The 21,846-nt window shown below is 72.0% G+C and carries 21 protein-coding genes; 15 read left to right on the top strand and 6 right to left on the bottom strand.

Annotation, left to right across the window (positions count from 1 at the left end):
* Positions 1 to 1,056: 1,056 nt before the first annotated feature.
* Positions 1,057 to 2,706, bottom strand: a complete 1,650-nt coding sequence (locus FRANEAN1_RS30710; RefSeq protein WP_020463611.1) for a tryptophan 7-halogenase — start codon at positions 2,704 to 2,706, stop codon at positions 1,057 to 1,059.
* 298 nt (positions 2,707 to 3,004) lie between these two features.
* Here FRANEAN1_RS30710 and FRANEAN1_RS30705 point away from each other — a divergent pair, with 298 nt between their 5' ends.
* From FRANEAN1_RS30705 to FRANEAN1_RS30690, 4 genes are all read left to right on the top strand, one after another.
* The gene (locus tag FRANEAN1_RS30705) at positions 3,005 to 4,540 is read left to right on the top strand and encodes a hydantoinase B/oxoprolinase family protein (protein ID WP_041254944.1); all 1,536 of its coding nucleotides are present in this window, start codon (positions 3,005 to 3,007) and stop codon (positions 4,538 to 4,540) included.
* A gap of 226 nt (positions 4,541 to 4,766) precedes the next feature.
* Positions 4,767 to 5,519: a hypothetical protein gene (locus FRANEAN1_RS30700; RefSeq protein ID WP_020463609.1), complete on the top strand. Its 753-nt coding sequence runs from the start codon at positions 4,767 to 4,769 to the stop codon at positions 5,517 to 5,519.
* 164 nt (positions 5,520 to 5,683) lie between these two features.
* Positions 5,684 to 6,637 carry an ATP-binding cassette domain-containing protein gene (locus FRANEAN1_RS30695; RefSeq protein ID WP_020463608.1) on the top strand — a complete coding sequence of 318 codons (954 nt, stop codon included), beginning with the start codon at positions 5,684 to 5,686 and terminating at the stop codon, positions 6,635 to 6,637.
* Positions 6,634 to 7,428, top strand: a complete 795-nt coding sequence (locus tag FRANEAN1_RS30690) for an ABC transporter permease (protein WP_020463607.1) — start codon at positions 6,634 to 6,636, stop codon at positions 7,426 to 7,428. Before FRANEAN1_RS30695 ends, FRANEAN1_RS30690 begins: the two co-directional genes overlap by 4 nt.
* A 7-nt stretch (positions 7,429 to 7,435) precedes the next feature.
* On the opposite strand, the gene FRANEAN1_RS30685 is transcribed toward FRANEAN1_RS30690, so the two are convergent.
* Positions 7,436 to 8,047 carry a hypothetical protein gene (locus tag FRANEAN1_RS30685; protein WP_020463606.1) on the bottom strand — a complete coding sequence of 204 codons (612 nt, stop codon included), beginning with the start codon at positions 8,045 to 8,047 and terminating at the stop codon, positions 7,436 to 7,438.
* A gap of 24 nt (positions 8,048 to 8,071) precedes the next feature.
* Entirely contained in the window at positions 8,072 to 9,550 is a 1,479-nt protein-coding gene (selA, locus tag FRANEAN1_RS30680; protein ID WP_083788367.1) for an L-seryl-tRNA(Sec) selenium transferase, read from the bottom strand.
* Between the two features lie 407 nt (positions 9,551 to 9,957).
* Here selA and FRANEAN1_RS30675 point away from each other — a divergent pair, with 407 nt between their 5' ends.
* The 3 genes from FRANEAN1_RS30675 to FRANEAN1_RS30665 all read left to right on the top strand — a co-directional run bounded on the left by FRANEAN1_RS30675 (position 9,958) and on the right by FRANEAN1_RS30665 (position 12,249).
* Positions 9,958 to 10,704, top strand: coding sequence for a TMEM165/GDT1 family protein (locus tag FRANEAN1_RS30675; RefSeq protein WP_020463604.1), 747 nt, complete (start codon positions 9,958 to 9,960; stop codon positions 10,702 to 10,704).
* 130 nt (positions 10,705 to 10,834) lie between these two features.
* The gene (locus tag FRANEAN1_RS30670; protein ID WP_020463603.1) at positions 10,835 to 11,440 is read left to right on the top strand and encodes a pentapeptide repeat-containing protein; all 606 of its coding nucleotides are present in this window, start codon (positions 10,835 to 10,837) and stop codon (positions 11,438 to 11,440) included.
* 434 nt (positions 11,441 to 11,874) lie between these two features.
* Positions 11,875 to 12,249 carry a hypothetical protein gene (locus FRANEAN1_RS30665; RefSeq protein WP_041256676.1) on the top strand — a complete coding sequence of 125 codons (375 nt, stop codon included), beginning with the start codon at positions 11,875 to 11,877 and terminating at the stop codon, positions 12,247 to 12,249.
* Between the two features lie 69 nt (positions 12,250 to 12,318).
* Here the strand turns inward: FRANEAN1_RS30665 and FRANEAN1_RS30660 are convergent, their stop codons facing one another.
* A complete protein-coding gene (locus tag FRANEAN1_RS30660; protein ID WP_020463601.1) occupies positions 12,319 to 12,954 on the bottom strand; it encodes a hypothetical protein in 636 nt (211 codons plus the stop codon).
* Between the two features lie 496 nt (positions 12,955 to 13,450).
* On the opposite strand from FRANEAN1_RS30660, the gene FRANEAN1_RS30655 reads away from it, so the two are divergent.
* Positions 13,451 to 13,852, top strand: coding sequence for an STAS domain-containing protein (locus FRANEAN1_RS30655; RefSeq protein WP_049795793.1), 402 nt, complete (start codon positions 13,451 to 13,453; stop codon positions 13,850 to 13,852).
* Positions 13,853 to 13,904: 52 nt separating this feature from the next.
* Here the strand turns inward: FRANEAN1_RS30655 and mshD are convergent, their stop codons facing one another.
* Positions 13,905 to 14,873: a mycothiol synthase gene (gene mshD, locus FRANEAN1_RS30650; protein ID WP_020463599.1), complete on the bottom strand. Its 969-nt coding sequence runs from the start codon at positions 14,871 to 14,873 to the stop codon at positions 13,905 to 13,907.
* A 372-nt stretch (positions 14,874 to 15,245) separates the two neighbouring features.
* A complete protein-coding gene (locus FRANEAN1_RS30645; RefSeq protein ID WP_020463598.1) occupies positions 15,246 to 15,989 on the bottom strand; it encodes a response regulator transcription factor in 744 nt (247 codons plus the stop codon).
* Between the two features lie 126 nt (positions 15,990 to 16,115).
* Between FRANEAN1_RS30645 and FRANEAN1_RS30640 the strand changes: the two genes are divergently transcribed.
* The 7 genes from FRANEAN1_RS30640 (at position 16,116) to FRANEAN1_RS30610 (ending at position 21,845) form a co-directional block, all read left to right on the top strand.
* Positions 16,116 to 17,162, top strand: a complete 1,047-nt coding sequence (locus FRANEAN1_RS30640) for an alpha/beta hydrolase (RefSeq protein ID WP_347176818.1) — start codon at positions 16,116 to 16,118, stop codon at positions 17,160 to 17,162.
* A 53-nt stretch (positions 17,163 to 17,215) separates the two neighbouring features.
* The gene (locus FRANEAN1_RS30635; RefSeq protein ID WP_020463596.1) at positions 17,216 to 17,470 is read left to right on the top strand and encodes a MoaD/ThiS family protein; all 255 of its coding nucleotides are present in this window, start codon (positions 17,216 to 17,218) and stop codon (positions 17,468 to 17,470) included.
* A gap of 381 nt (positions 17,471 to 17,851) precedes the next feature.
* Entirely contained in the window at positions 17,852 to 18,871 is a 1,020-nt protein-coding gene (locus FRANEAN1_RS30630) for a hypothetical protein (RefSeq protein ID WP_347176817.1), read from the top strand.
* The gene (locus tag FRANEAN1_RS30625; protein ID WP_020463594.1) at positions 18,868 to 19,635 is read left to right on the top strand and encodes a DUF2993 domain-containing protein; all 768 of its coding nucleotides are present in this window, start codon (positions 18,868 to 18,870) and stop codon (positions 19,633 to 19,635) included. The genes FRANEAN1_RS30630 and FRANEAN1_RS30625 overlap by 4 nt, the downstream gene beginning before the upstream one ends.
* Before the next feature lie 74 nt (positions 19,636 to 19,709).
* A complete protein-coding gene (locus FRANEAN1_RS44215) occupies positions 19,710 to 20,387 on the top strand; it encodes a thioredoxin family protein (protein ID WP_347176816.1) in 678 nt (225 codons plus the stop codon).
* Between the two features lie 208 nt (positions 20,388 to 20,595).
* Positions 20,596 to 21,015, top strand: a complete 420-nt coding sequence (locus FRANEAN1_RS30615) for a DUF4395 domain-containing protein (protein ID WP_020463592.1) — start codon at positions 20,596 to 20,598, stop codon at positions 21,013 to 21,015.
* Positions 21,012 to 21,845: a sulfurtransferase gene (locus FRANEAN1_RS30610; RefSeq protein WP_020463591.1), complete on the top strand. Its 834-nt coding sequence runs from the start codon at positions 21,012 to 21,014 to the stop codon at positions 21,843 to 21,845. Before FRANEAN1_RS30615 ends, FRANEAN1_RS30610 begins: the two co-directional genes overlap by 4 nt.
* The last annotated feature ends 1 nt before the right edge of the window (position 21,846 follow it).

Below are 21,846 nucleotides of genomic sequence, written 5' to 3'. Positions count from 1 at the left end.
GTGGGATCGTCGAGAAGACTCGACATCTGGCTCCTTCCGGGTGCGCCGCGGCGGGGACCGGTCACGTGCGCCGGGTCGCTGGACCCGCGCCCGTGGTGGATGACGGCCAAGCCGTGGATGGCTGAATTAGGTAACCGTACCGGTGGCGTAAAGCGCCGTGTCACGTTTTTGGCTGTTTCGGTCACCTTTCCGCCCACCCGTGGGCTGCGGAGCTCGCTGGGGGCGGGGCGTCCGAGCCCCGAGCGGGCGTGGGATCTGAAGTGTGGCGACTGAGAGAGTCCATGGTGTCGCTCGGTCGCCACGCTTCTGTCCGGTGCCGGGATGGGATCGGGTTGGGGTGCGGCTCGGGCCTCGGGGCAGGCGCCGGGAGGTTCGGTGCAGGGGCGGGTGGTGCGCGGCGGCGTCGTCTGGACATTGTTCTTCTATTGAGGGACCAAAGTCCCTGGCCTGCGGCGATGGTCCCGACTTCCGGGAATCGGAGTCCGCGTGGCCTTCCGTGCCGCGACGATGGCCGGTCGGGATTGCAGGCCTGTGGCACCGCTCCGAGCGAAGGCCTGCCCACCCAGGTCCGGCTCGTATCGAGTCGCCAATGTGCCGGTAAAGCGAATGGCTGGCATTTCCGGTTACACGGAACGCATACTGCACGGTCCTGGATCTTCCACCGGCGGCTGCGTCGTCGGATGGCTCTGCGGAACGTGGTCGGCGGCCCCGGATCCTCCGGCTGATCGACCTGCGTTCCGTCGGGTTCCGTAGCGCGCTGAATGGTGGAGGATGACCTCTTCGGTGGTGAAAGAAGGGTCGATTCCTGACGCGGTGGAACCGTCGCCGAGCGACTTCTTTCGCATCCGCTGGCCATCTCCGTCGACTACTTTGAGTCACATGGCGCGCTGGTAGCTCGCGTCCAACGCCCCGCGCTCGCGGCTCCGCCATGCCCTTCCGCGGTAGCCGAGCCGCGGAGCCGCCCAGCCACGGTTCCGTGGAATCGCTGCGCCGCAGCGCCGCAGCGCCGTAGCGCCGAGCAGGCGACGCGCTCGGCGGTACGGCGGAATGGCTGGTTCAGAAGGTGACGGGTTGCGGAACGCCGCCGCTGCGGGCCAGGAGCACGTCGAGGTCGTAGTCGTACCAGCGGCGCAGCGGCCGCGGCGATGCCGAGCGGCCCCACTCGTACATCTGGCGCTGCGCGTCGAACGAGCCGTCGTGCCACCTGCGCAGGACGTCGCCCAGGCGCAGCGGCTCGGGCAGGAAGGCGGCGGTGCCGAGCATGTCCGCGAGGCGTCCGACCGCCTCAGTGGGTGTCTCCTGGCCCTGGTCCACCTCGTCCATCACACCGTCGAGCCGGCGGAACAGGTCCTGGAACTCGGGCAGGTCCGGGCAGAAGGTGCCGGGGAAGGGGGCGTCGAAGAGCCGGTCGAACAACGCCGGGTCGCCCCGCTCGAGGAAGCCGAAGTAGGTGCCGACGATCCGCGAGATGCCCAGGTTCCAGGCCATGAACCACACCTTGGACCAGGCCCGCCACAGGTCGAAGTCCCGGAAGGACGTGTACGAGCCGGCCACCAGCCGGTCGTTCACGTCGAGGATCGTCTGGTTGAGCTGGTCGATGGAGGCGAAGCGCTCGGCCGAGAGGTCGCCGTCGGTGAGGGCGTCCATGAGCATGGGCGCGAAGGCGTAGATGACCTGCATGGTGTTCGCCATGCCGCGGGAGAACAGCGCGTCGATGGCGCCGGCGGCGTGGCTCATCATGGTCCAGCGGTCACCCACCGTCCGGGTGCTGGAGTACTGGGTGCGCCCGGTGGACACCCAGTCCCAGGTGGGCCGGGCGGCGGCGAACTGGCGCGCCACGCTGGGGAAACGGTCCAGGTAGGTCTGCCACTCCTCGTCGGCGGTGACGCCGGGCTGCTTCGGGAAGCGGCGGGTGTCGAGGTTGAGGCCAACGCTGCACAGCGGGTTGGTGGCGCTCTGGTGGTTGTCGAACGGGATCACCCAGAGCCACCCGCCGTCGAAGATGTGGTGCAGCGTCCCCTGGTGCCACGGCGACGGCTGTCCGCTGGGCCGGGTCACCTCGTCGAACGGGGTGACCCCGACCATGTGGGTGAACAGCGTCCGCGAGTGCGTCTTGAACCGGCAGGGGTCCTCGCGCAGGCCGTACTGGCTGGCCAGCACCGAGTTCCGCCCGGAGGCGTCGACGACGTAGCGGACCCGGATCCGCTCGCCGGCCCGCGTCGTCAGGGTGGCCGCGTCGTCGGTGATCTCTACATGGTCGACGAAGGTCCGCTGCCGCGGGTGGGCGCCGTGGCGCACCGCGGAGTAGAAGAGGTAGGAGTCGATGTCCTGGCGGTGCATGTGCATCTCAGGGCCGTTCGGGAACTCCGAGACACTGCACTGCGTGACCTCCTCCGGGTCCTGGACCTCCCCCTCCCGGTGGTAGACGAAGCCGAAATTGCGTTTCACACCGCACGCGGACGAGACGTGCTGCCGGACGCCCTCGAAGCTGCTGACATGGCCGAGCTCCGGGACGTCGAAACGTTGCGCGAGAAGTTTCAGCAGATAGGTCGTCTCGCCGATCGTCGATTCCCCGAGTGCGAATCGCGGGTGTGTTCCACTGTCGATGAGTACCACACTGTGACCGTGGCGGGCGAGGATGTTGGCCAGGGTCGAGCCGGCGATGCCGCTGCCGAGAATGGCAACCGAATAGTCGTACTCGCTCATTGCGTGACTCCCTGTACGCCGCTATCGGAGATGATCGGCGGGTCTCGCTCCGCTTGCGGGCTCTCGAGATCCCCCGATCCCTTCACAATCGCGTACTGAACCACTTATCCGTCCGTTGGTCTAGATAAACGCAATATAAACTCCAATGGATGGGCAATTCTCCCGTTATCGTTCGGTATGTCATTTTTGTTCCGATATCTACTGATTAAGGCAAATGCTCCGGAATCTTCCATTGGACAGGGTCGTCGGCGGGCCCGTCCCGGCGCGGCGGCGGCCGGCGGGCTGCCACGCTGGTGGCATGGATGCGGTGACGCTGTCGGTGGTGTCCAGTGCGCTGGGCGGCATCGCCGAGGAGATGGGGACGCTGCTCGTCCGGAGCGCGTACTCGTCCAACATCAAGGAGCGGCGCGACTGCTCGGCGGCGATCTTCGACGCGGACGCCCGGATGATCGCTCAGGCCGCCCACGTGCCGGTGCACCTGGGCGCCATGTACGAGTCGGTCCGGGTGGTCGCCGAGCGCGGGCCGCTGCCTGGTGACGTGTGGGTGCTCAACGACCCGTTCTCCGGCGGGAACCACCTGCCCGACGTCACGCTGATCTCCCCGCTCGCGTTTGACGGCGAGGTGGTCGGCTACGCGGCCACCCGTGCGCACCACTCCGACATGGGCGGGATGCGTCCCGGGTCGATGCCCGCGGACTCCACCGAGATCTTCGCCGAGGGCCTGATCATCCCGCCGGTCCGGCTCGTCCGGGCGGGGCGCTGGGAGGAGGACCTGCTCGACCTCATCTGCGCGAACTCGCGGACGCCCGACCTGCGCCGCGGTGACCTGCGCGCGCAGGCGGCGGCGAACGGGCTGGCCGCCACCCGGCTGGCCGAGCTCGCGCGCCGGCACGGCACCGGGCTCGTCCTGGAGTCGTTCGCCGAGGTACTCCGCTACGGCGAGCGGCGCAGCCGGGCAGTGATCGCGCGGCTGCCCGACGGCGTCCACCGGGTGGAGAGCGAGCTCGAGGGCGACGGCGTCGACGACCGGGACATAGCGCTGCGGGTCGCGGTGACCATCGAGGGCGACGGCATCACCGTCGACTTCACCGGCACGTCACCGGCGGTGCGCGGCAACGTCAACTGCCCGCGCGCCGTGACCCGCTCCGCGTGCTGCTTCGCGCTGCGGGTGCTGCTGCCCGACGACGTCCCGACCGGCGACGGCACCTACGCCCCGCTGACCGTGGTGACCGAGCCCGGTTCGCTGGTCGACGCGCAACGCCCGTCCGCCGTCGTGGCGGGCAACGTGGAGACATCGCAGCGCATCGCCGACACGGTGCTGGCGGCCCTGCGGCTGGCGGTCGGCGCCGGGCCGGACGTCCTGGCGGCGCCCGGGCAGGGGACGATGAACAATCTGGTGATCGGCGGCGCGACCTGGACGTACTACGAGACGCTGGGCGGGGGGCAGGGCGCGTCCGCCCGCGGCCGTGGCCCCTCCGGGGTGCACGTGGGGATGACGAACACGCTGAACACCCCGATCGAGGCGCTCGAGCTGGAGTACCCGATGCGGGTGGAGCGCTACGAGCTGGCCGACGGCACGGGTGGGCCCGGCAGGCATCCGGGCGGGGACGGCCTCGTGCGCTCGGTGCGGGTGCTGGAGCCGGCGACGCTGTCCGTCCTGACCGACCGGCGGCGGCACGCGCCCGGTGGGGTGGCGGGAGGTGGGCCCGGCGCGGTCGGGCACAACGATGTTGACGGTGTTCCGCTCCCACCGAAGGCGAGCCGGCAGCTCCCTGCCGGGTCGGTCGTCACCCTGCGCACACCGGGCGGTGGCGGATGGGGCCCCCCGCCGTAATTCTTCGGGATCGACATCATCACGCAGGGTGTACATCTGGCTGTCAATCGTTATCTGGACGGCCACGCGCCCACCTTCGCGCGCGTGTTCGACTGCGGCAATGTGCACTGGGCTACCCATAGGCCAAAGGTGTGATCGGTAGATCTATGTAATCGGCTGCGGACGGACCACGCAGCGTTCACGATCGAGGGTGACCCGACCGGGATGCGAGGGACCGGGAGGCCACATGGAGGCTGAGTTCGGTGTTGGCGCCGCGATGGCGGTGGCCGCGGTGCCCGGTGCACCCGCGCCCGCGGCCGTGACCGCCGCGGCCGTGACCGCCCCTGCCCCACGCTCACCGCTGGCCAGGGCGTTCGACGGCGCGCTGGTCGCGGTCGGCGCGACGGCGGACCCGGGGGAACGGGTCGCCGCGTTCGTGGACCTCGTCCGGAGATACCAGGAACCTGGTCGGCACTACCACACCCTGCGGCACGTGGCGGAGACGACCGCCGCCTTCCACCTGCTGATCGCCGCCGACCGTGCCGAGGCCGCCGAGGTGCGGCTACCGGTCTGCCTGCTCGCCGTGCACTTCCACGACGTCGTCTACGACTCCCGGGCGAGGGACAACGAACAGCGCTCCGCCGAGCTCGCCGCCGGCGTCCTGACCCGTCTCGGCTGCCAGGCCGAGGCGATCGCCGACGTGCGCCGCCTGGTCGAGGCCACGGCGGGGCACCGGGCGGTGTCCGCCGACGAGGCATTCGTCAACGACGCCGACCTGCGGGTGCTCGCGCGTCCCGCGCCCGGCTACGACCGGTACGTCCGCCGGGTGCGCCTGGAGTACGCCTGGGTCGGTGGCGACACCTGGGCCTCCGGGCGCGGCGCCATCCTGCGGCATCTGCTGGACGGGGAGATCTACGCGACCTCCTGGGCCCGCAGGCACTGGGAGCCGGCCGCCCGCGCCAACCTCAACCGCGAGCTCTCGGCGCTCTCCCTGACCTGAGGGCTGTCTTCGGCCGCCGGCGCGGATCACCTTCCGGCCACGGCCGACCGTCGCCGGCCGGAGCGGAGACAGAGCCGGTCGTCGATGCGAAGTCGCCGGCCGTCGATGCGGAGTCGCCGTTAGGCCGATGCCCGCGACGGGCGTCGGCCGGCACGATCATCGCCATGATTCGTGTCGAGTCGCTGACCAGACGTTACGGGGCGTCCACCGTCGTACGGGACGTCTCCTTCACCTGCGAACCGGGGACGGTGACGGGCTTCCTCGGCCCGAACGGCTCCGGCAAGTCCACCACACTGCGCATGATCACCGGCCTGACCAGGCCGGACACCGGCCAGGCCACCGTCGACGGACATCCGTTCGCCGCGCTGCCCAACGCCTCCCGCGCGGTCGGCACGCTGCTGGACGCGTCCGCGACCCACCGCGGCCGCAGCGGCCAGGCGATCCTGCGGACGGCCGCGGACATGGCCGGCGTCCCCCGCCGGCGGGTCGAGGAGATGCTCGATCTGGTCGGTCTCGCCGGCCCGGCGGCCGGCCGCCGCTCGGGCACCTACTCGCTGGGGATGCGCCAGCGGCTCGGCTTCGCCCAGGCGCTGATCGGCGACCCGTACGTCCTCATCCTGGACGAGCCGGCGAACGGCCTCGACCCGGAGGGCATCGCCTGGATGCGCCGGCTGCTGCGGGAGTTCGCCGCGCGCGGCGGGACGGTGCTGCTGTCGAGCCATCTGCTCGGCGAGGTGCAGGCGACCGTCGACCGGCTCGTGGTCATCGCCGCGGGCGCGGTGGTGGCGCGCGGGCGGCTGGACGAGCTGCTCGCCCCCGCTGGGCTGATCGTCGGCGCGCCGGACCGGGCCGCGCTGGCGGCGGCACTGTCCCGGGCGGCGATCCCGTTCACGCCGAACCCGGACGGGACCCTGCTGGTGGACGTCTCGTCCGGCACGACCGCGGCGGACGTCGCCCGGGCCGCCGTCGGCGCCGACGTGCTCGTGACCGAGCTGCGCCCGGCGGACCACGGAACCCTCGAGGACCTCTTCTTCTCGCTCACCGCATCCCTCCCCACGGATGCGCCCGCCGGCACCGTCGCAACCGGCACCGCTGCCCGGACCGAGGTGGCCCGATGACCGTCACCGCCACGAGAACCGGTGGCCCTGGCGCGGTGACACCGCGGCCGGCCGCCGTCCCGATCCCGTTCGCCCGGCTGGTGCGGGTGGAGTGGGACAAGTGCCTGGGCACCCGCGCCACGCGATGGCTGCTGGCCGTCGCCACCGCCGTGTCCGTCCTGTGCCAGCTGGTCCCGCTCCTGCTCCCGGACGACGTCGACCAGTGGGCATCGGTCTATCTCGGCCTCGGCTCGGTCGGGTTCGGCGTGCTGCTGCCGGTCGTCGTGATCCTGGCGCTGACCAGCGAGTGGACACAGCGCACGGTGCTGGTGACCTTCACCCAGGAGCCACGCCGCGCGCGGGTGCTCACCGCGAAGATCACGGTCGGCGTGATCCTGGCCCTGCTCGTGGTCGTCGCGACCTTCGCGATCGCGCTGGGCGGGATGGCGGTCGCCGAGTGGGGGCTGGGCCGCTCGGTCGTCGCCGACCGCCCGTGGGGCCTGCTCGTCCTGGGGCTCGTGCTCGCCTCGGTGGTCGGGACGGTCTCGGCGATGGGTTTCGCGGCGCTGTTCGGCTCGAGCGCGGCCGCGATCGTGAGCGTCTACCTCATCCCGACCCTGTGGGGCGTCGTCTTCTCGTTCGGAGTGCTGCGGAAGCTGAGTCCGTGGCTGGACAGCGCGCAGTCGGTGACCTGGATGCAGGAGGCGCGGTTCGACGGCCATCTCGGCCAGATGGCCGTCTCGTCTGCGCTGTGGGTCCTGGTGCCGCTGGTGGCCGGCTTCGTCCGCACCCTGCGCCGCGAGGTCTCCTGACCCGGCTTCACCTGCCGGTGGCGGGCGTCGGACGTCCGCCAGGCGTCGGATGCCCGGCGGGCGGGCTGCCGGTGGGTGGGCTGGTGGCGGGTGCGTCGCCGGAGGAGCGGCGGGCTCGTCGGCGTAGCAGCGCGGCGACGCCCGCCCCGGCCAGCAGGACTCCGCTGAGTACCGGCCCGGCGGTGAACTCGGCCGCGTCCGGTTCGAGGCCGGGCCAGACGAGGGCGAACAGCAGCAGCGAGCAGATGGCCCCGACCGCGCTGGTCAGCAGCGGGAACCGGCGGACGCCGGGCAGCCCGAGCAGCGCGAGCCCGCCCAGCACACAACCGAGGACCGCGCCCGCGAGCAGCGCCGCCCCGACGGAGTGGACCACGACGGCCGGCAGCCACCCCGGCTGCCACGACCACGAGTCGCCGTTCCAGCGCAGGCGCTTGCCGCCGCCCGCGCCGGCCGTCCCGAGCGGTGCGCCCGGCCAGACCAGCAGGTGCACCAAGCCGTGGGTGACGATGACGAATCCGCCGGCCCAGCTGGCGCCACGTCTGACCGCGCCGCGGCCGACCGAGTCTCGGCTGACGGGGCCACGGCTTACCGAGCCCTCGCTGACCGGGCCGAGGGTCACCGGGCCACGCTCACGCCGGTTCGCTCACTGCAAGGTGACCGCGTCGACGTCGGACCCGGCGTCGGCGCCCGGCCCTTCCCAGCCCGCCGGATCCTCCCGGCGTGCCGGATCCGTCCAGCCGGTGGCCGCCGAAGGGACGGCGGAGGCGGGCGCGTCCGCGGAGAGCGCGTGGATGTCGCCGGCGGTGGCGGTACCCGACTCGGCCGCGGCGGCGAGCACCGTCGCGGCGAGGACGGGGTCCAGGTCCGGTGGAACCGACCGCAGATCCAGCAGGCAGCAGCCCTGCTCGACCCGTCCGAGGACGGACGGGCGGCCGCGGCGCAGGAAGGCGGCCAGGGCCGCGTCCAGCGCGACGGCCGCACTCGGCAGGCCGCTCTCCCACACGTCCGGCCCCGACCCGTAGACTGTGTGGCCGCCGTGGCCCGCTCCGACTCCGACGGCGCCGCGGCGCACGGCGGCCCCGGCCCGGGCGGTGTCGTCGATGCCGTCCGAGCCGACGACCGCCCGGCTGGTCACGGCGGAGGCAGGGACCCCGGACTGCCGCAGCCAGGACGCCAGCCGCTCGGCCCGGTGCCGCAGCTCGGCGGGCTCGGCGCGCAGCGACCTGCGGACGGGGTTGTCCCCGGTGCCCAGCGTGGCCTCCAGCGCGGCCAACGTCAGTTTGCCCACTCGCAGGGCGCGGGCGAGCGGATGCCGGCGCAGCCGGTCGACCAGGTCCGCGCGGCCCAGGACGAGGCCGCACTGCGGCCCGCCGAGAAGCTTGTCGCCGCAGGTGATGACCAGGCTGACCCCGCAGCTCAGCCAGGTCGAGGCGTCCGGTTCGTCGGGCAGGGCGGGCTCGGGGTGCAGCAGTCCGGATCCGGGATCGCCGACGAGTGGCACACCGCGGCCGGCGCACAGCTCGGCGAGATCGGCGAGCGCCGGGGCCGCCGTCAGCCCGACGACCCGGTAGCTGGGCGGATGTATACGAAGTACGAAACCGGTGCCTGGCCCGATGGCGTCGGCGTAGTCGCCGAGTGTGGTCCGATTTGTGGTCCCAACCTCGCGCAGCCGGGCTCCGGTCGACGTCAGCAGCTCGGGCAGGCGGAGCCCGTCGGCTGTCTCGATGAGCTCGCCGCGGCTGACGACTATCTCCCGGCGGCCCGCGAGCGCCGCGGCCGACAGGATGAGCGCGGCCGCGTTGTTGTTGACCACGTGCACGGAACGGGCCATTGGCACGGCCGCGGCCAGCGCGGTCATCGTCGTGCGGCCGCGCCGGCCGCGGCGACCCGTGGCCAGGTCGACCTCGACGTCGCAGGTCCCGGCCGCGGCGTCGAGCGCGGTGCGGGCCGCCGGGGACAGCGGCGCGCGGCCGAGGCCGTCGTGCAGGAGAATGCCGGTGGCGTTGATCACCGGGCGTGGGCCTCCGGCCTGCCGGGCGGGCGCCACCAGCACGGCGGTCGGCGCGGGCGTGGTGAGGAACCGCGTCGGCTCGGTAAGAGGTCGACCTGGATCGGCGGTCACCTTGAGTGATGTTAATGGCACTTATCTGTGATGGATGGTTGGCGCTCCGTCGCCTGTCCCCGATGCGTGGCCTGACTGTCGTCCTGAGACGGGATCGCCGTGGGTTCCGTCAGGGCGTTGCTGGGGGGTAGCTTCGGAGCTGAAGGGGAGTAGCCCCGCCGTGTGGCCACCGGCCGTGTCCGATCGCCGCGCCCGTGTCACTGCGCTCCGTGCGCGGCGGATGCGCCGCGGTCGTCGGGTCGCCGGGGAGCCGCACGGTCCGGCGCGTCGACATACTGGCCCGACCTGTTCGGGCCCGGCCGTCGGGCCTGACCTCCGTCAGGTGGGCGAGACCTTCGATCTGGCTGTCATGCCGGGTCGAAGGCGGCTCCCGTCCCGGCCCGGCTCCAATGAGAGGGACCCGAGCCGTGAGCCTCACCGCCGTACTTGTCACCTTCGGTGTGATCTTCCTGGCGGAACTGCCTGACAAGACGATGGTGGCGAGCCTCGTGCTGGGCAGCCGCTACCGTCCCCTCTACGTCTGGACGGGTGTCGCGGCCGCCTTCGCGATCCACGTGACAGTGGCGGTCGCCGCCGGCAGCGCGATCTCGCTGCTGCCCGGGCGGCTCGTCGACGCGGTCGCGGCGGTGCTGTTCGCGCTCGGCGCGGTGCTGGTGCTCCGCGAGGGACGCGAGGAGACCACGGACGAGTCCGAGCCCAACCCGGCCGAGGCGTTGGCCGCGCCGACGGCTGCCACCGTGGTCGCGGAGCCGGCGGGCGGTGCCGGTACGGCTGGCGGTGCGGCTGACGGTGCTGGCACCGGGCATGCGGCCGGCCCGGTTCCCGCTGCGGAGCCGAGTTCGGCACGCCCGGCGAGCGCGGACCCGTCGCGGTCCACGTTCCCGCGGGTCGCGGCGACGTCCTTCGCGGTCGTGTTCGTCGCGGAACTCGGTGACCTCACCCAGTTCTCGACGGCGAACCTCGCCGCCCGGTTCTCCGCGCCGGTGGCGGTGTGGCTCGGCGCGGTCCTCGCGCTGTGGACCGTCGCGGGTCTGGCCATTGTCGGCGGTCGTGGGCTGCTTCGTGTCCTGTCGGTAAAGGTGATCACGCGGATCGCCGCGGTCGCGTTCACGGCACTGGCGCTGATCTCGCTCGTGGACGCCATCCGCGGCTGACCGCCCGGCACGGGCCCCGGTTCGCCGGCCGAACGCGGCGCGGCAGACTCCGCACATGCCGCCGCGACGCAGGACCGACCTCTGGCAGCCGCTCCCTCCGGCCATCGACGACCAGCCCGGGAGCACCGCCGTGTCCGCGGGAGGTGGCCGCCGGGTCGTCCGTGGAACCGTCGACGACCTGGCCGCGGCCGTCAGCGAACTCGACCCGGACGCCGGTGGCCTGACCGGGACGACGGTGGAGTCGATCGTCCTGGCTGGCGCCCGTGTCCTGGGCGGGCGGGTCACGGGCCTGCGGCTGCGCGACGTCGTCGCCGATCAGGCCGTCCTGGCCGGCATCGTGCTCGACGGGGGCGGCGCGACGCGGGTCCGGGTCACCGGCGGCCGGGTGTCCGGCACGGTGTGGATCCGCGGGGAGCTCAACGACGTGGTGTTCGACCAGGTACGGGCGGACGGGCTCGCGCTGCGGGCCTGCCTGCTGCGCCGGGCGCGGTTCGTGAACTGCGACCTCTCCGGGCTGGATATGACGGACACACGGCTCGACCACGTGCGGTTCGAGGACTGTGATCTCAGCTCCGCGATCTTCGCTGGTACGCAGATCGCGGCGGCTCAGCTGCGGGGATGTCGTTTCGACGGCGTGGTGGGAGCCGATGGCCTGGCCGGAGCCGAGGTGGACTCGTCGGACCTGGCGAGTCTCGCCGGGCCGATGGCCGCCGCGCTCGGAATATCTGTGGTCTGAGCGTTTCCGCCCGTACCTGGGTTGTGCCTGGTCGCGTTCGGTGTAGCGGGCGATACCGGTGCTGGAGTGATACAGGCGGACCGCGACCGCGAGGCCGCCGGTCGCGCGCGCGTGACGGCTGTCGCCTGAGGTACCCGTGGTCCGGAGGCTCGACCCCGACCTCCGGTCCGGATGCCCGATTCGGATGTCCTTAGTAAGGATTCTCCCGATTTTGGGTGAAGGTGGCGGATCGTCGGAATGCGGAACGTGATGAAAGGCGCGCGGACCCATGAACGGGATGTTTCCGCCCTGCTGGGAGACCTCGAGACGGTCCGTGCTTATATCGGTGCGTCGATCGCGCTTGTGGCGATGTGGACACGAAGAGTGCCCCAATATGCCCGATCGAACCGGTGGCGATGGGGCTGCCGGCGGACAGCGGAGGGAACGGCGACGAGATGATCACGGAGGAGGGCAGCTGCGGTGCCTGGCAGCGCGTGCCCGAAGAGATAGCGATGCGGCTCGACGATGTGCCAGGAGCCGCGTACGAGGTGCCCAGCGAGGTGACCTGCGCGCTTCAGCAGGGCCACCCGGACAACCACATGGCGGTACTGCAGGGATGGGGGAACGAGGAGGTCTGGCTGTCGTGGTCCGCCCCGAGGACCATCACGGCCCCCGGGTGTCGCGCCGAGGGGATGACCTGCCTGCTTCCGACCGGCCATCAGGGCCACCACTATGTGATCATGGCTGACGTGGTGGAGGACGAGGGCCCGTACTGGGTCGCCGACCGCGCCGATCTGGACACGCGGCGGGCCGGCGTCCCCGGGGGCTGACCGACCTGGCCGTTCTCCGCTGGCAGGCAGCGGCCCGGCGTCGGTGTCCCGCCCTGGGCACCTACGGTTTCAGGGCCGCTGCCGGTACGGGCCGAAGACGAGGACGACCTCGGTGTCGGTGACGAAGTCCTGCAACCGGGCCTCGGCCGGCACGGAGGCCAGCGCCTGGCGCAGGCCTCCGGCCGTCGTGCCCTCGGTCGCCACGACCGTGAGCCGTGAGGCGCCCCCGGCCGGGTCGGGTGCGGCCCGGAACGCGGCCGGCCGAGTGGAGGCGATCGTCATCAGGTGATCGACTATGCGGAGGATCTCGTCCGGCTCGAGGTCGGCGAAGGCGGCACGGCCCGGTTCCGGCGGTTCGATCCGCAGCCGCACGGTCACCTCCTCCTCCTCCTCCTCCTCGCCGTCCGTGTCCTCGCTGTCCGCGATCTTGTTGTCGCTATTGGCGTGAGTGCCCCGGGACCCGCCCGTGGGCCCACTCTCCGGACGGCCCCCCGAACAGGGCGTCACGGTGACGGTGACGGCGGTCCCGTCGACCCGGCCGACGAAGATCGTGGTGTCACTCGGGAACGTCGGGACGTCGGTCGGGGAGATCGCCGGATCCGAGGGTGACCCGGAGTGAGCGTCGCGCGGCTCGGTGGTCGGGGCCGCGGCGCCCATCACGGCCGCGGTCGGGGCCGTGATGGGGCTGGGGGTGGATCGTGGCATCGTTACTCCTGTCCGCGGCCGAGGGATTGCTCGATCGCTGTTCACGGGACGACGCTCTCATGTGAATTTCGGCCATTACACCCCGCGGGCCGGGGAGTTTTACCCGGCATCCGCCTTTCCTCGACGGATCGGCGGCGGAGATCGATGGAGGTGGCCGCGGTGGGCCGTCCCGCGTGAAACAGGACCACCGTGAAACAGGACCACAGAGAGACGCAAATTCCGCCGGTCGGTTGCTCCACGTAAACCAGATTGCTTCAGGTAGCTGTTCTACGCCATCGGGTGTCAGCGCAGGCCGGGGGAGATCGCTGTGGCCGCTCCCACACCCGCCCACGGCGAAGACGCGGACGGATGAAAACGTGACGGACGCGCGGGTGTGAGCCCGATAGCGGAGGGGTAGGTGCTGGATCATCGCGCTTGTCAGGAGCGCGTCGCGCCGCGGGAGGCAGGCCGGCCGTGCTTCCCGCCCCGCACCGTCGTTTCGGCCGACAGCGGAGCCATGGTCCCCAGCGTGCGTGTGGAAGTGACAGGTCGGGACGCTGTCGTGGTGCACCCGGTTGGCGAGATCGACTACTCGTCACTGGAACCGCTGCGGGAGGCGTTGCTCGACGCCCGAATCGCCGGAGTTCGTGAGATCGTCGTCGATCTCGAGCAGGTCTCGTTCCTGGACTCGCAGGGGCTTGCCGTGATCCTCTACGCGCACCAGCGGCAGCGGTCCGCGGGCGGGCGCCTGATCCTGCGAAACCTGAACGAGAACACCTACCGGCTGCTCGACGTGACCAATCTGACGACCGTGATCGACGTCGACCACGGCTCGGCCGCCGTCCCGAACGGCACGCGGGCGAGCGGCGCGCGTGGCATGGAACGGTGGCCGGGAGTGGTGTCGCGCCGCGGAGCCTGAGCTGCCCGGCCCCTGAGCGGACCCGTCGCTGTGTCCATCCACGGCACCGGGCCTAGCCGCGCGCCGGGCGCCGGTAGGAGACATCGGCGGCGTGCCGGCGGAACCCGAGCCGCGTGTAGAGACGGACGGCGCGAGCGTTGTCCTCGTCCACGTAGAGCATCACCGAGGCCAGACCGATGTCGCGCAGGTGCCGCAGACCCACGATCGTCAACGCCGCGCCCAGCCCGGTGCCCGCCGCCGCCGAGGCCACGCCGACGACGTAGACCTCACCGATCGGCCCTGGTTGCCCGGCCGGCTGGTCCGTCGCGGCGGGGTGCTCGGGTACCGGGTCCTGCGGGTGCACCTTGGTCCAGTGGAAGCCGAGCAGGGCGCCGTTCCGTTCGGCGAGGAAGAAGCCGGCCGGGTCGAACCAGGGCTCGCCCTCCCGCGCACGCAGGTCGTCCAGCGTCCAGCGGCCCTGCTCGGGGTGGTCGGCGAAGGCCTCGGCGTTGACGGCGAGCCAGGCCTCCTCATCCACGCCCACTTCGAAGGCCCGGATCGTCACGTCGGCCGGGATGATGGGCCTTGGCAGATCATCCGGATCGCCGGGGCGGACCGAAGCCAGGGGCCGGCGCAGCTGCAGGAGCACCCGCTCCCGGTCGAACCCGTTGCGCGTGGCCAGCGCGGCCGCGGCCGGTGTGTCCCCGTGTGCCCAGATGTTCAACGAGACCGGTGACGTCGTCGCGAAGAGGGCGTGGACGAGCGCGGTGCCGACTCCCCTGCGGCGGTGGTCGGGATGGACAACCAGCTCAGCCTGCCGCTCCGTGGCCGTGCCGCCGAGCGCCGCGTAGCCGACGACAGCCGAGCCGGCGCGGGCGACCAGGTGCTCCACGCCGCCACCGACCGGGCCGGGGCGGAGGGTGAGGCGGACGTCCTCGGAGACGCCGCCGTTGCCGTCGGCCCGCTCGGCCGCGGCCAGCAGGTCGGTGATGGCGGCGATGTCGGCCACATCGAGCGCGCGGAGCCAGCTCAGCGAGGTCACCAGTCGACGTTAGTGCGTCCGGGCCGGACATTCGCCCGGCACGAGGACGTTCCCCAGAATGTCGATCTTCCCGGTACCGGTGTCAATGTGACAAGCGCCGGCGGGGGGCGGTGGGGGCGGGACCTGTGTCCCGCCCGGTCGCGGCGGAGCCTGCGTCTGCACGTGACCGCGAGGTTACGTCAGGCGTCAACGGACGCCGACCATGGCTGTCCGTGACCGGTGGCGGAAGGCGCCGGAAACGCCGAAAGGGCCCGGCGGTCGTCGTCACCGACGACCGTCGGGCCCTTTCGGAACGCGCGCGGTGGTGCTGGCGCGAGCCCCGTGCCTGCGGAGCAAATGGCGCCTGTGGAGCGGGTAGCGCCAGTGGTGAGGTCAGACGCGCTCGGGGGTGCGGATGTCGTCCCGGTCCATACGGTTGGCACCGGACTCGGGCAGCGGCGAGATCGGCGGCGCCACGAACTTGTAGCCCACGTGGCGGACGGTTCCGATCATCGCCTCGTGCTCGGGCCCGAGCTTCGCCCGCAGCCGGCGGACGTGCACGTCAACCGTGCGGGTGCCGCCGTAGTAGTCGTAGCCCCAGACCTCCTGCAGGAGCTGCGCGCGGGTGAAGACCCGCCCCGGGTGCTGCGCGAGGTACTTGAGCAGCTCGAACTCCTTGAACGTGAGCTCGAGCGGACGTCCACGCAGCTTGGCGGAGTAGGTGGTCTCGTCGACCGACAGGTCGCCGGACCGGATGACCCCGGCCTCGGCCGTACCGCCGGCGGCGGCGACCCGCCCGATGGCCAGGCGCAGCCGCGCCTCGACCTCGGCTGGACCCGCGGTGTCGAGGACCACGTCGTCGACGCCCCAGTCCGCCGACACGGCGGCGAGCCCACCCTCGGTGACAAGGGCGAGCAGCGGGGTGGTGAGCCCGGTGGTGCGCAGCAGCCGGCACAGGCCTCGCGCGATCACGAGCTCACGGCGGCCGTCGACGACGATCACATCGACCGGCGGTGCGTCGAGCAGTGCGCTTGCCTCCAGGGGTGCCACCCGGACCGTGTGCGTGAGCAGGCCGAGTGACGGGAAGGACTCGGCTGACGGACCGGGGGCGTTGGTGAGCAAAAGGACGACGCTCAAGACGGCTCCTCCAGGTGCGGTGTGTGTTGGGGCAGCGTCGACCCAGCGATCCTTGTCTCCGGTGTCCCACGTTCCACGACCGTCATGGGCATGAAACGAGCACCGGTCCATGGGGAGGATAGCGGAGTGCCCTACTCCGCTCCTACTGTCTACCGACTTCTTCCCACCGCAGACGCTGAGATCCTGGCCACGGAGCTGCGTAATCGTGTTCCCGCGGTGACAGACCCGCACGGGGTCTGCGTCGTTCTCGTCCACGGGTTCTCCGGATCGATCGGGCGACCCGCGCTGCGTGCTGTAACAGCCGGATTGCGCACGCACGTGAGTGTGCTGTCGATGGACCTGCGAGGTCACGGCAGATCGACCGGCACCTGCACTTTCGGGGACCGCGAAGTCCTGGATGTCGACGCGGCGGTAGGCGAGGCGCGACGGCTCGGCTACCGCGAAGTGGTCACTATGGGGTGGTCCATGGGTGGTGCCGCGGTGGTCCGGCACGCGGGGCTGGCAGCCGGCGGCGAGCCGGTGCACGGGCACCGGGTCCGGCACCGTCCGGACGCGGTCGTCGCCGTCAGTGCCGCGAGCCGGTGGTTCGTCCGCGACACGGCGCCGATGCGCCGCATCCACTGGTTCGCCGAGACGACGTCCGGACGAGCCGCGGCCCGAGTCGCCCTGGGCGTGCGCATCGCCGCGCAGCCATGGCGGGCGGTGCCGCCCTCGCCGGTCGAGCTCATCGGACGGATCGCGCCGACGCCCGTCCTGATCGTGCACGGTGACCGTGACTCGTACTTCACGCTCGAGCACCCGCGGGCGCTGGCCGCCGCGGCCGGCCCGACCGGGCAGCTGTGGGTGGTCCCGGGATTCGGCCACGCCGAGGCCGCCGCCACCGCGGGCCTGCTCGACCGTATCGGCGCCCACCTGCCCGATCTGCTGGCCGGCCGTCCCGAGTGGTCGGCGCGCGCGGGGCGCATCGCCGGGGAGACGGCCGAGGGCCTGGGGCCGGGTCTCGACGCTGGCCGGGGGGTTGGCCGGGGCCCGGGAGGTGACACGTCCCCAATACTGGGCGAACCGTCGTCCGGAGTCCTGCGGCCACCGGTCGCGCGGCGGGGAGCGGCGGAGGAGTGGCGTCGTTCCGGCCCTGGTCGAGGGAGCGGTCACGACGCGGTTGACGCGGATTGAGTCGACGTGGACTGACCGGACACGGTCGACGTGGACTGACTTGAAGGAGAACCGTGGCACGCATCATGGTCAGATACTGGGCCGCGGCCCGCGACGCGGCCGGCGTCGCCCAGGAGGAGCTCGACGCCGCCACCCTCGCGACCGCGCTGGCCGACGTCACCGAACGCCGGGGCGAGCGCCTCGGCGCGGTACTCGCGAGATGCGCCTTCCTGGTGGACGACGAACCCGTCGGCCGGCGTGATCCCGACAGCGTCACGCTGCGGGAAGGCGCGCTCATCGAGGTGTTACCCCCGTTCGCGGGGGGATGAGCCGCTCTCCCTTTGACGTCGTGCTCGCCGTTTCGGGGGTCGATGGGGCTGCTCTGCTCCTGAAACGGCGAGTGGGACGGCAAACGACAAGTAGTTCGATGATTCGGCGCGGCCTGGGTCGCGATGACGGCGCTGGGGGCGGGCGTCCGTGGCCGGCTGACGCACGGACACATGCAGCCACCGTCGGGCCCTGGAATCTTCGTCGATCGACCGTGGCAGCATGGTGCGGTGCCCACGCCCGAGCCCGGTTCGCCCGGATCGCCGGAAGTCGCCCGGCCGGTCGGTGCGGCACGCCCGGCCGAACCGGCCCCGGATCCGTCGGTCGCGCCGGGCGAACCGGACCTGCCGGTCCCATCGGTTCTGCCGGGTGGGCTTGAGGCGGTGTCCGTCGGGGCGACGGTCGCGGTGCTGGCCGCCGGTGCGGCGTTCGCGGCGGCCGCTGGTCCCTGGGCGCTGGCGGGAGTGCTGCTCGCGGCGCAGATTGTCCTCGGCTGGGCGTGGACGCGCTCCCTCGGTGCCTCGGCGGGAACCGTCGCCCTCGTCGCCGGCAGCGCGCTGGCCTGTGACCTCGCCGTGCTCTGGCCCGGCGACGGCGAAGCGGGCGGTCACGGCTACGACGACAATGGGATCGGCACGGTCGCCGGCGTCATCGGGGTCTCTCTCGCGGTGACGGTGCTCTACCAGCTCGCGCGGCGCGTACACCGGCCCGGCCCCGCGGCGGCGCCCGCGGAGGGCCGGCCGTCCCGCGCGGCGGACCGGGTCAGCGGTGACATGGCTGCCGCGCTGGGCGGTGTCGCCGTCACCGCCTTCCTGACCGGATTCCTGGTGCTGCGCTCGGAGGCCGGAGCCCCGAACCCCGCCGACAGCATGGTGATCGCCGGGCTGATCGGGGCCGGGACGTCGGTACTGGCCGGTCGGCTGCTGGCCGCGCTCGCCGGCCTCGGCCGTTTCGCGGCGCCCGGCGGACCTGGCTCGGTGGGCGGGGGTGTGGCACGAGCTGTGGTCCTCATCGCGGCGGCGTTCGGCGCCATGGCAGGTGCGGGTGCGGGCTCCCTCTACGGCTCGCTCACGGACCTCGGGGCGGCCCCGGCGGCCGCCCTCGCCGCCGCTGGGGCCGTTGCCGCCGCGTGCGTGAGCCTCCTGCTGGGTCAGGCCGCGCCCGAAGCGCCGTCCGCGCCGGACTCCGAGCCACGAGCCGGGGCCCTCGCCCCGGGTGGCCTTGCTCCGGGTGGCCTTGCTCCGGGTGGCCTTGCCTCGGGCAGCCCTGTCTCGGGCAGCCCCGCCTCGCATGGCGTTCTCGCTCCGGGAGGCGCCCTGGCCGGGGTGCTGCTCGGCGCGCTGCTCCCGATCGCGCTGGCGGCGCCCATGGTGTACCTCGTCGGCAGGCAGCTTCCCGGATGAGCCCCGGTGGCCGGCGCGGCCTGCGCATCTTCCTGATCACAATGGTCGTGGCTCTGATCGTCGTCGGGGTACTGGACCGGGTCGCCGCACGCGTGGTCGCCGACCAGATCGCGACCAGGGCCCAGAACGCCGAGAACCTGGCGCAACGGCCAGATGTGTCCCTCGGCGGCTTCCCCTTCCTCACCCAGGTCGTCGCCGGCCGGTATCGCGACGTCCAGCTCGAGGTCCGCGGCTACGAGCAGGACGGCGCACGGATCGATCGCGTCCACGCCGACCTGACAGGGGTGCGGCTCCCGCTCTCCGACGTCCTGCGCGGCGCGGTCGAGCGGGTGCCCGTCGACCGGGTCGACGCCGAGGTCGACCTGACCTTCAACGACCTGAACGCATACCTGGCCAGTCAGAACTCGCAGTTGAAGATCAGCCCGGCCGGGCAGGGGATCCAGGTCGGCGGAACGGTCGATCTCCTCGGCACGGCCTACCCCGTCTCCGGTACGGCCGATATCGGCGTCGCGCCGGACGCTGTCACCTTCACCCCGCGCGACCTGGCCCCCGACCTGGCGGCGGTGATCCCGCCTGGCCTGCTCGACACCGTCCGCTCACTGCTCACGGTGCGGGTGCCGGTGACCGGGCTGCCGTTCAACATGAAGCTGCGGTCCGCCACAGTGGGCGCCGACCGGCTGACGTTCGCCGCTGGTGGGGAGAACGTGCTGCTCGACGCCACCGTCGCCCCGACGGTCGCCCCCGCGGGCACACCCGGCCTCTGACCCGCGGCCCGGCGCGTACGCGCGCCTCGCGCGGAGGTGGGAAGGTTTCGTCGTCCTGAGGCGCTGCACCCGCCATGACCGGCGTGTGGGTCCTGCTGGCGGCACTTGTAGCGGCGACCGGGGTCGGCCTGGTGACCAGGGCGCGGGACGGCCGGTTCCGGGTGTCCCGGGTGCGCGGTGGTCCCCGGGGCGCCGGCGCGCGCCGCGGTGACCAGCACGGAGGTGGTGAACGTGAGGGTCGTGGGGACGCGGGTCTGGCGGTGGTGACCGGTGTCGGTGCGGTGCCGGGCCCTGATCCGGGCGATCACCGCCCCGAGGCGCCTGGTGAGACGGCGCCTGGCGAGACGGCGCGGGGTGGGCGGGGTGGGCGGGGTGGTCTGACGGCGGAGCTTGCGGCGCTGGGGCACGTGCCCGGCGAGGTCGCGACCCTGCTGCAGTTCTCGACGGCGTTCTGCGCCCCCTGCCGGGTCGCCCGGCGGATGCTCGCCGACGTCGCCGCGATCGTGCCGGGGGTGCGCCATGTCGAGGTGGACGCCGAGTCACACCTGGAGCTGGTGCGCAGGCTGGGTGTGCGCCGGACGCCGACGGTGCTCGTCCTCGACGCCGAGGGTGTCGAGGCGCGCAGGGCGAGCGGTGCGCCGCCGACCCGGGACGCCGTCCTGGCGACCCTCGCGTCGCTCGTCGAGCCGGCGCCCGGAGACCATCGGAAGGGTACTGATGGTGATTCGGTGGGTCTGTCGGGTAACGCTTAACACAGACGTGACGTTCGCTGCTACCGTGATACGAACCATGTGCAGCACTGAGCTGGTCAAGCGCCGCGCGGTCGACCTGTGCCGCGTGAGCAGCTGCTTGTGTCGCATCTTCTGACAGCGCGTTGACGTACATCCGCGCCCGTGCCGGCCGGGTGTGGCAGCCCCGCCCGGCTGCCCGAGCTCGTTTGCAGGTCAGGAGAACAGCGCCATGGTGGATCCACGCGGGCCGCGTTTCGCTGCGGCCGTGACCACTGTTGTACTCGCCGTAACGATCATTACCGGTAATCCATGGCTCCTGCTCGCGCAGACCGTGGTCTTCCTGGTCGGCGCCGTGGCCGGAATCCGAAACGCCCCCTACGGGCTGGTGTTCCGTTACCTCGTCCGGCCGCGGCTCGGCCCGCCCGCCGAGCTGGAGGACGAGGCGCCCCCGCGGTTCGCCCAGGCCGTGGGCGCCGTGTTCGGCGTGGTGGGAACCGTCGGGCTGCTCGCCGGGCCTGCCGCGCTGGGCTACTCGGCGGCGGCCCTCGCCTTCGCCGCGGCCTTCCTGAACGCGGCGTTCGGATTCTGCCTCGGATGCCAGACCTACCTCGTCCTACGTTCCGCAACTGTGAAGGGAGCACGCACATGAGCCGTGAGAACGCGCTGGTCGACGCGACCTGGGTGGACGCCCACAGCGGCGACCCCAAGGTCGTCCTCGTCGAGGTCGACGAGGACGTGTCGGCCTACGACAAGGGCCACATCCCCGGCGCAGTGCGGCTTGACTGGAAGTCCGAACTGCAGGACCCGGTGATCCGTGACTTCGTGAACAAGGAGCAGTTCGAGAAGCTCCTGTCGGAGAAGGGCATCGCCGACGATGACACCGTGGTGCTCTACGGCGGCAACAACAACTGGTTCGCCGCCTACGCCTACTGGTACTTCGTCCTCTACGGCCACGCCGAGGTCCGCCTGCTCGACGGCGGCCGCAAGAAGTGGGAGCTGGACGGCCGTGAGCTGACCATCGAGGTCACCCCGCGCGCGGCGACCAAGTACTCCGCCTCGGAGGCGCGTACCGACATCCGCGCGTTCCGTGACGAGGTCATCACCGCCATCGGTGACAAGAACCTGGTGGACGTCCGCTCGCCCGACGAGTTCAGCGGCCGCCTGCTCGCCCCGGCGCACCTGCCGCAGGAGCAGTCGCAGCGGGCCGGCCACGTGCCGACCGCGAAGAACATCCCGTGGGCGAGGACCGCCAACGAGGACGGCACCTTCAAGTCGAACGCCGACCTGGAGAAGCTGTACTCCGAGGCCGGTGTCGACCTGTCGAAGGACACCATCGCCTACTGCCGGATCGGGGAGCGCTCCGCGCACACCTGGTTCGCCCTGCACGAGCTGCTGGGCCTGGCGAACGTCAAGAACTACGACGGCTCGTGGACCGAGTACGGCTCCCTGGTGGGCGTGCCGATCGAGAAGGGTGCCTGAT

The organism is Parafrankia sp. EAN1pec, from assembly GCF_000018005.1.
GTDB lineage: Bacteria > Actinomycetota > Actinomycetes > Frankiales > Frankiaceae > Parafrankia > Parafrankia soli.
Note: the sequence above shows the minus strand (reverse complement) of the source record. Positions and strands in the feature narration are given on the sequence as shown.

Coding starts and splice junctions, on each gene's coding strand:
- FRANEAN1_RS30710 (WP_020463611.1), bottom strand. CDS start 2,706: ATGAGCGAGTACGACTATTCGGTTGCCATTCTCGGCAGCGGCATCGCC.
- FRANEAN1_RS30705 (WP_041254944.1), top strand. CDS start 3,005: ATGGATGCGGTGACGCTGTCGGTGGTGTCCAGTGCGCTGGGCGGCATC.
- FRANEAN1_RS30700 (WP_020463609.1), top strand. CDS start 4,767: ATGGAGGCTGAGTTCGGTGTTGGCGCCGCGATGGCGGTGGCCGCGGTG.
- FRANEAN1_RS30695 (WP_020463608.1), top strand. CDS start 5,684: ATGATTCGTGTCGAGTCGCTGACCAGACGTTACGGGGCGTCCACCGTC.
- FRANEAN1_RS30690 (WP_020463607.1), top strand. CDS start 6,634: ATGACCGTCACCGCCACGAGAACCGGTGGCCCTGGCGCGGTGACACCG.
- FRANEAN1_RS30665 (WP_041256676.1), top strand. CDS start 11,875: ATGATCACGGAGGAGGGCAGCTGCGGTGCCTGGCAGCGCGTGCCCGAA.
- FRANEAN1_RS30660 (WP_020463601.1), bottom strand. CDS start 12,954: ATGCCACGATCCACCCCCAGCCCCATCACGGCCCCGACCGCGGCCGTG.
- FRANEAN1_RS30655 (WP_049795793.1), top strand. CDS start 13,451: ATGGTCCCCAGCGTGCGTGTGGAAGTGACAGGTCGGGACGCTGTCGTG.
- FRANEAN1_RS30625 (WP_020463594.1), top strand. CDS start 18,868: ATGAGCCCCGGTGGCCGGCGCGGCCTGCGCATCTTCCTGATCACAATG.
- FRANEAN1_RS44215 (WP_347176816.1), top strand. CDS start 19,710: ATGACCGGCGTGTGGGTCCTGCTGGCGGCACTTGTAGCGGCGACCGGG.
- FRANEAN1_RS30615 (WP_020463592.1), top strand. CDS start 20,596: ATGGTGGATCCACGCGGGCCGCGTTTCGCTGCGGCCGTGACCACTGTT.
- FRANEAN1_RS30610 (WP_020463591.1), top strand. CDS start 21,012: ATGAGCCGTGAGAACGCGCTGGTCGACGCGACCTGGGTGGACGCCCAC.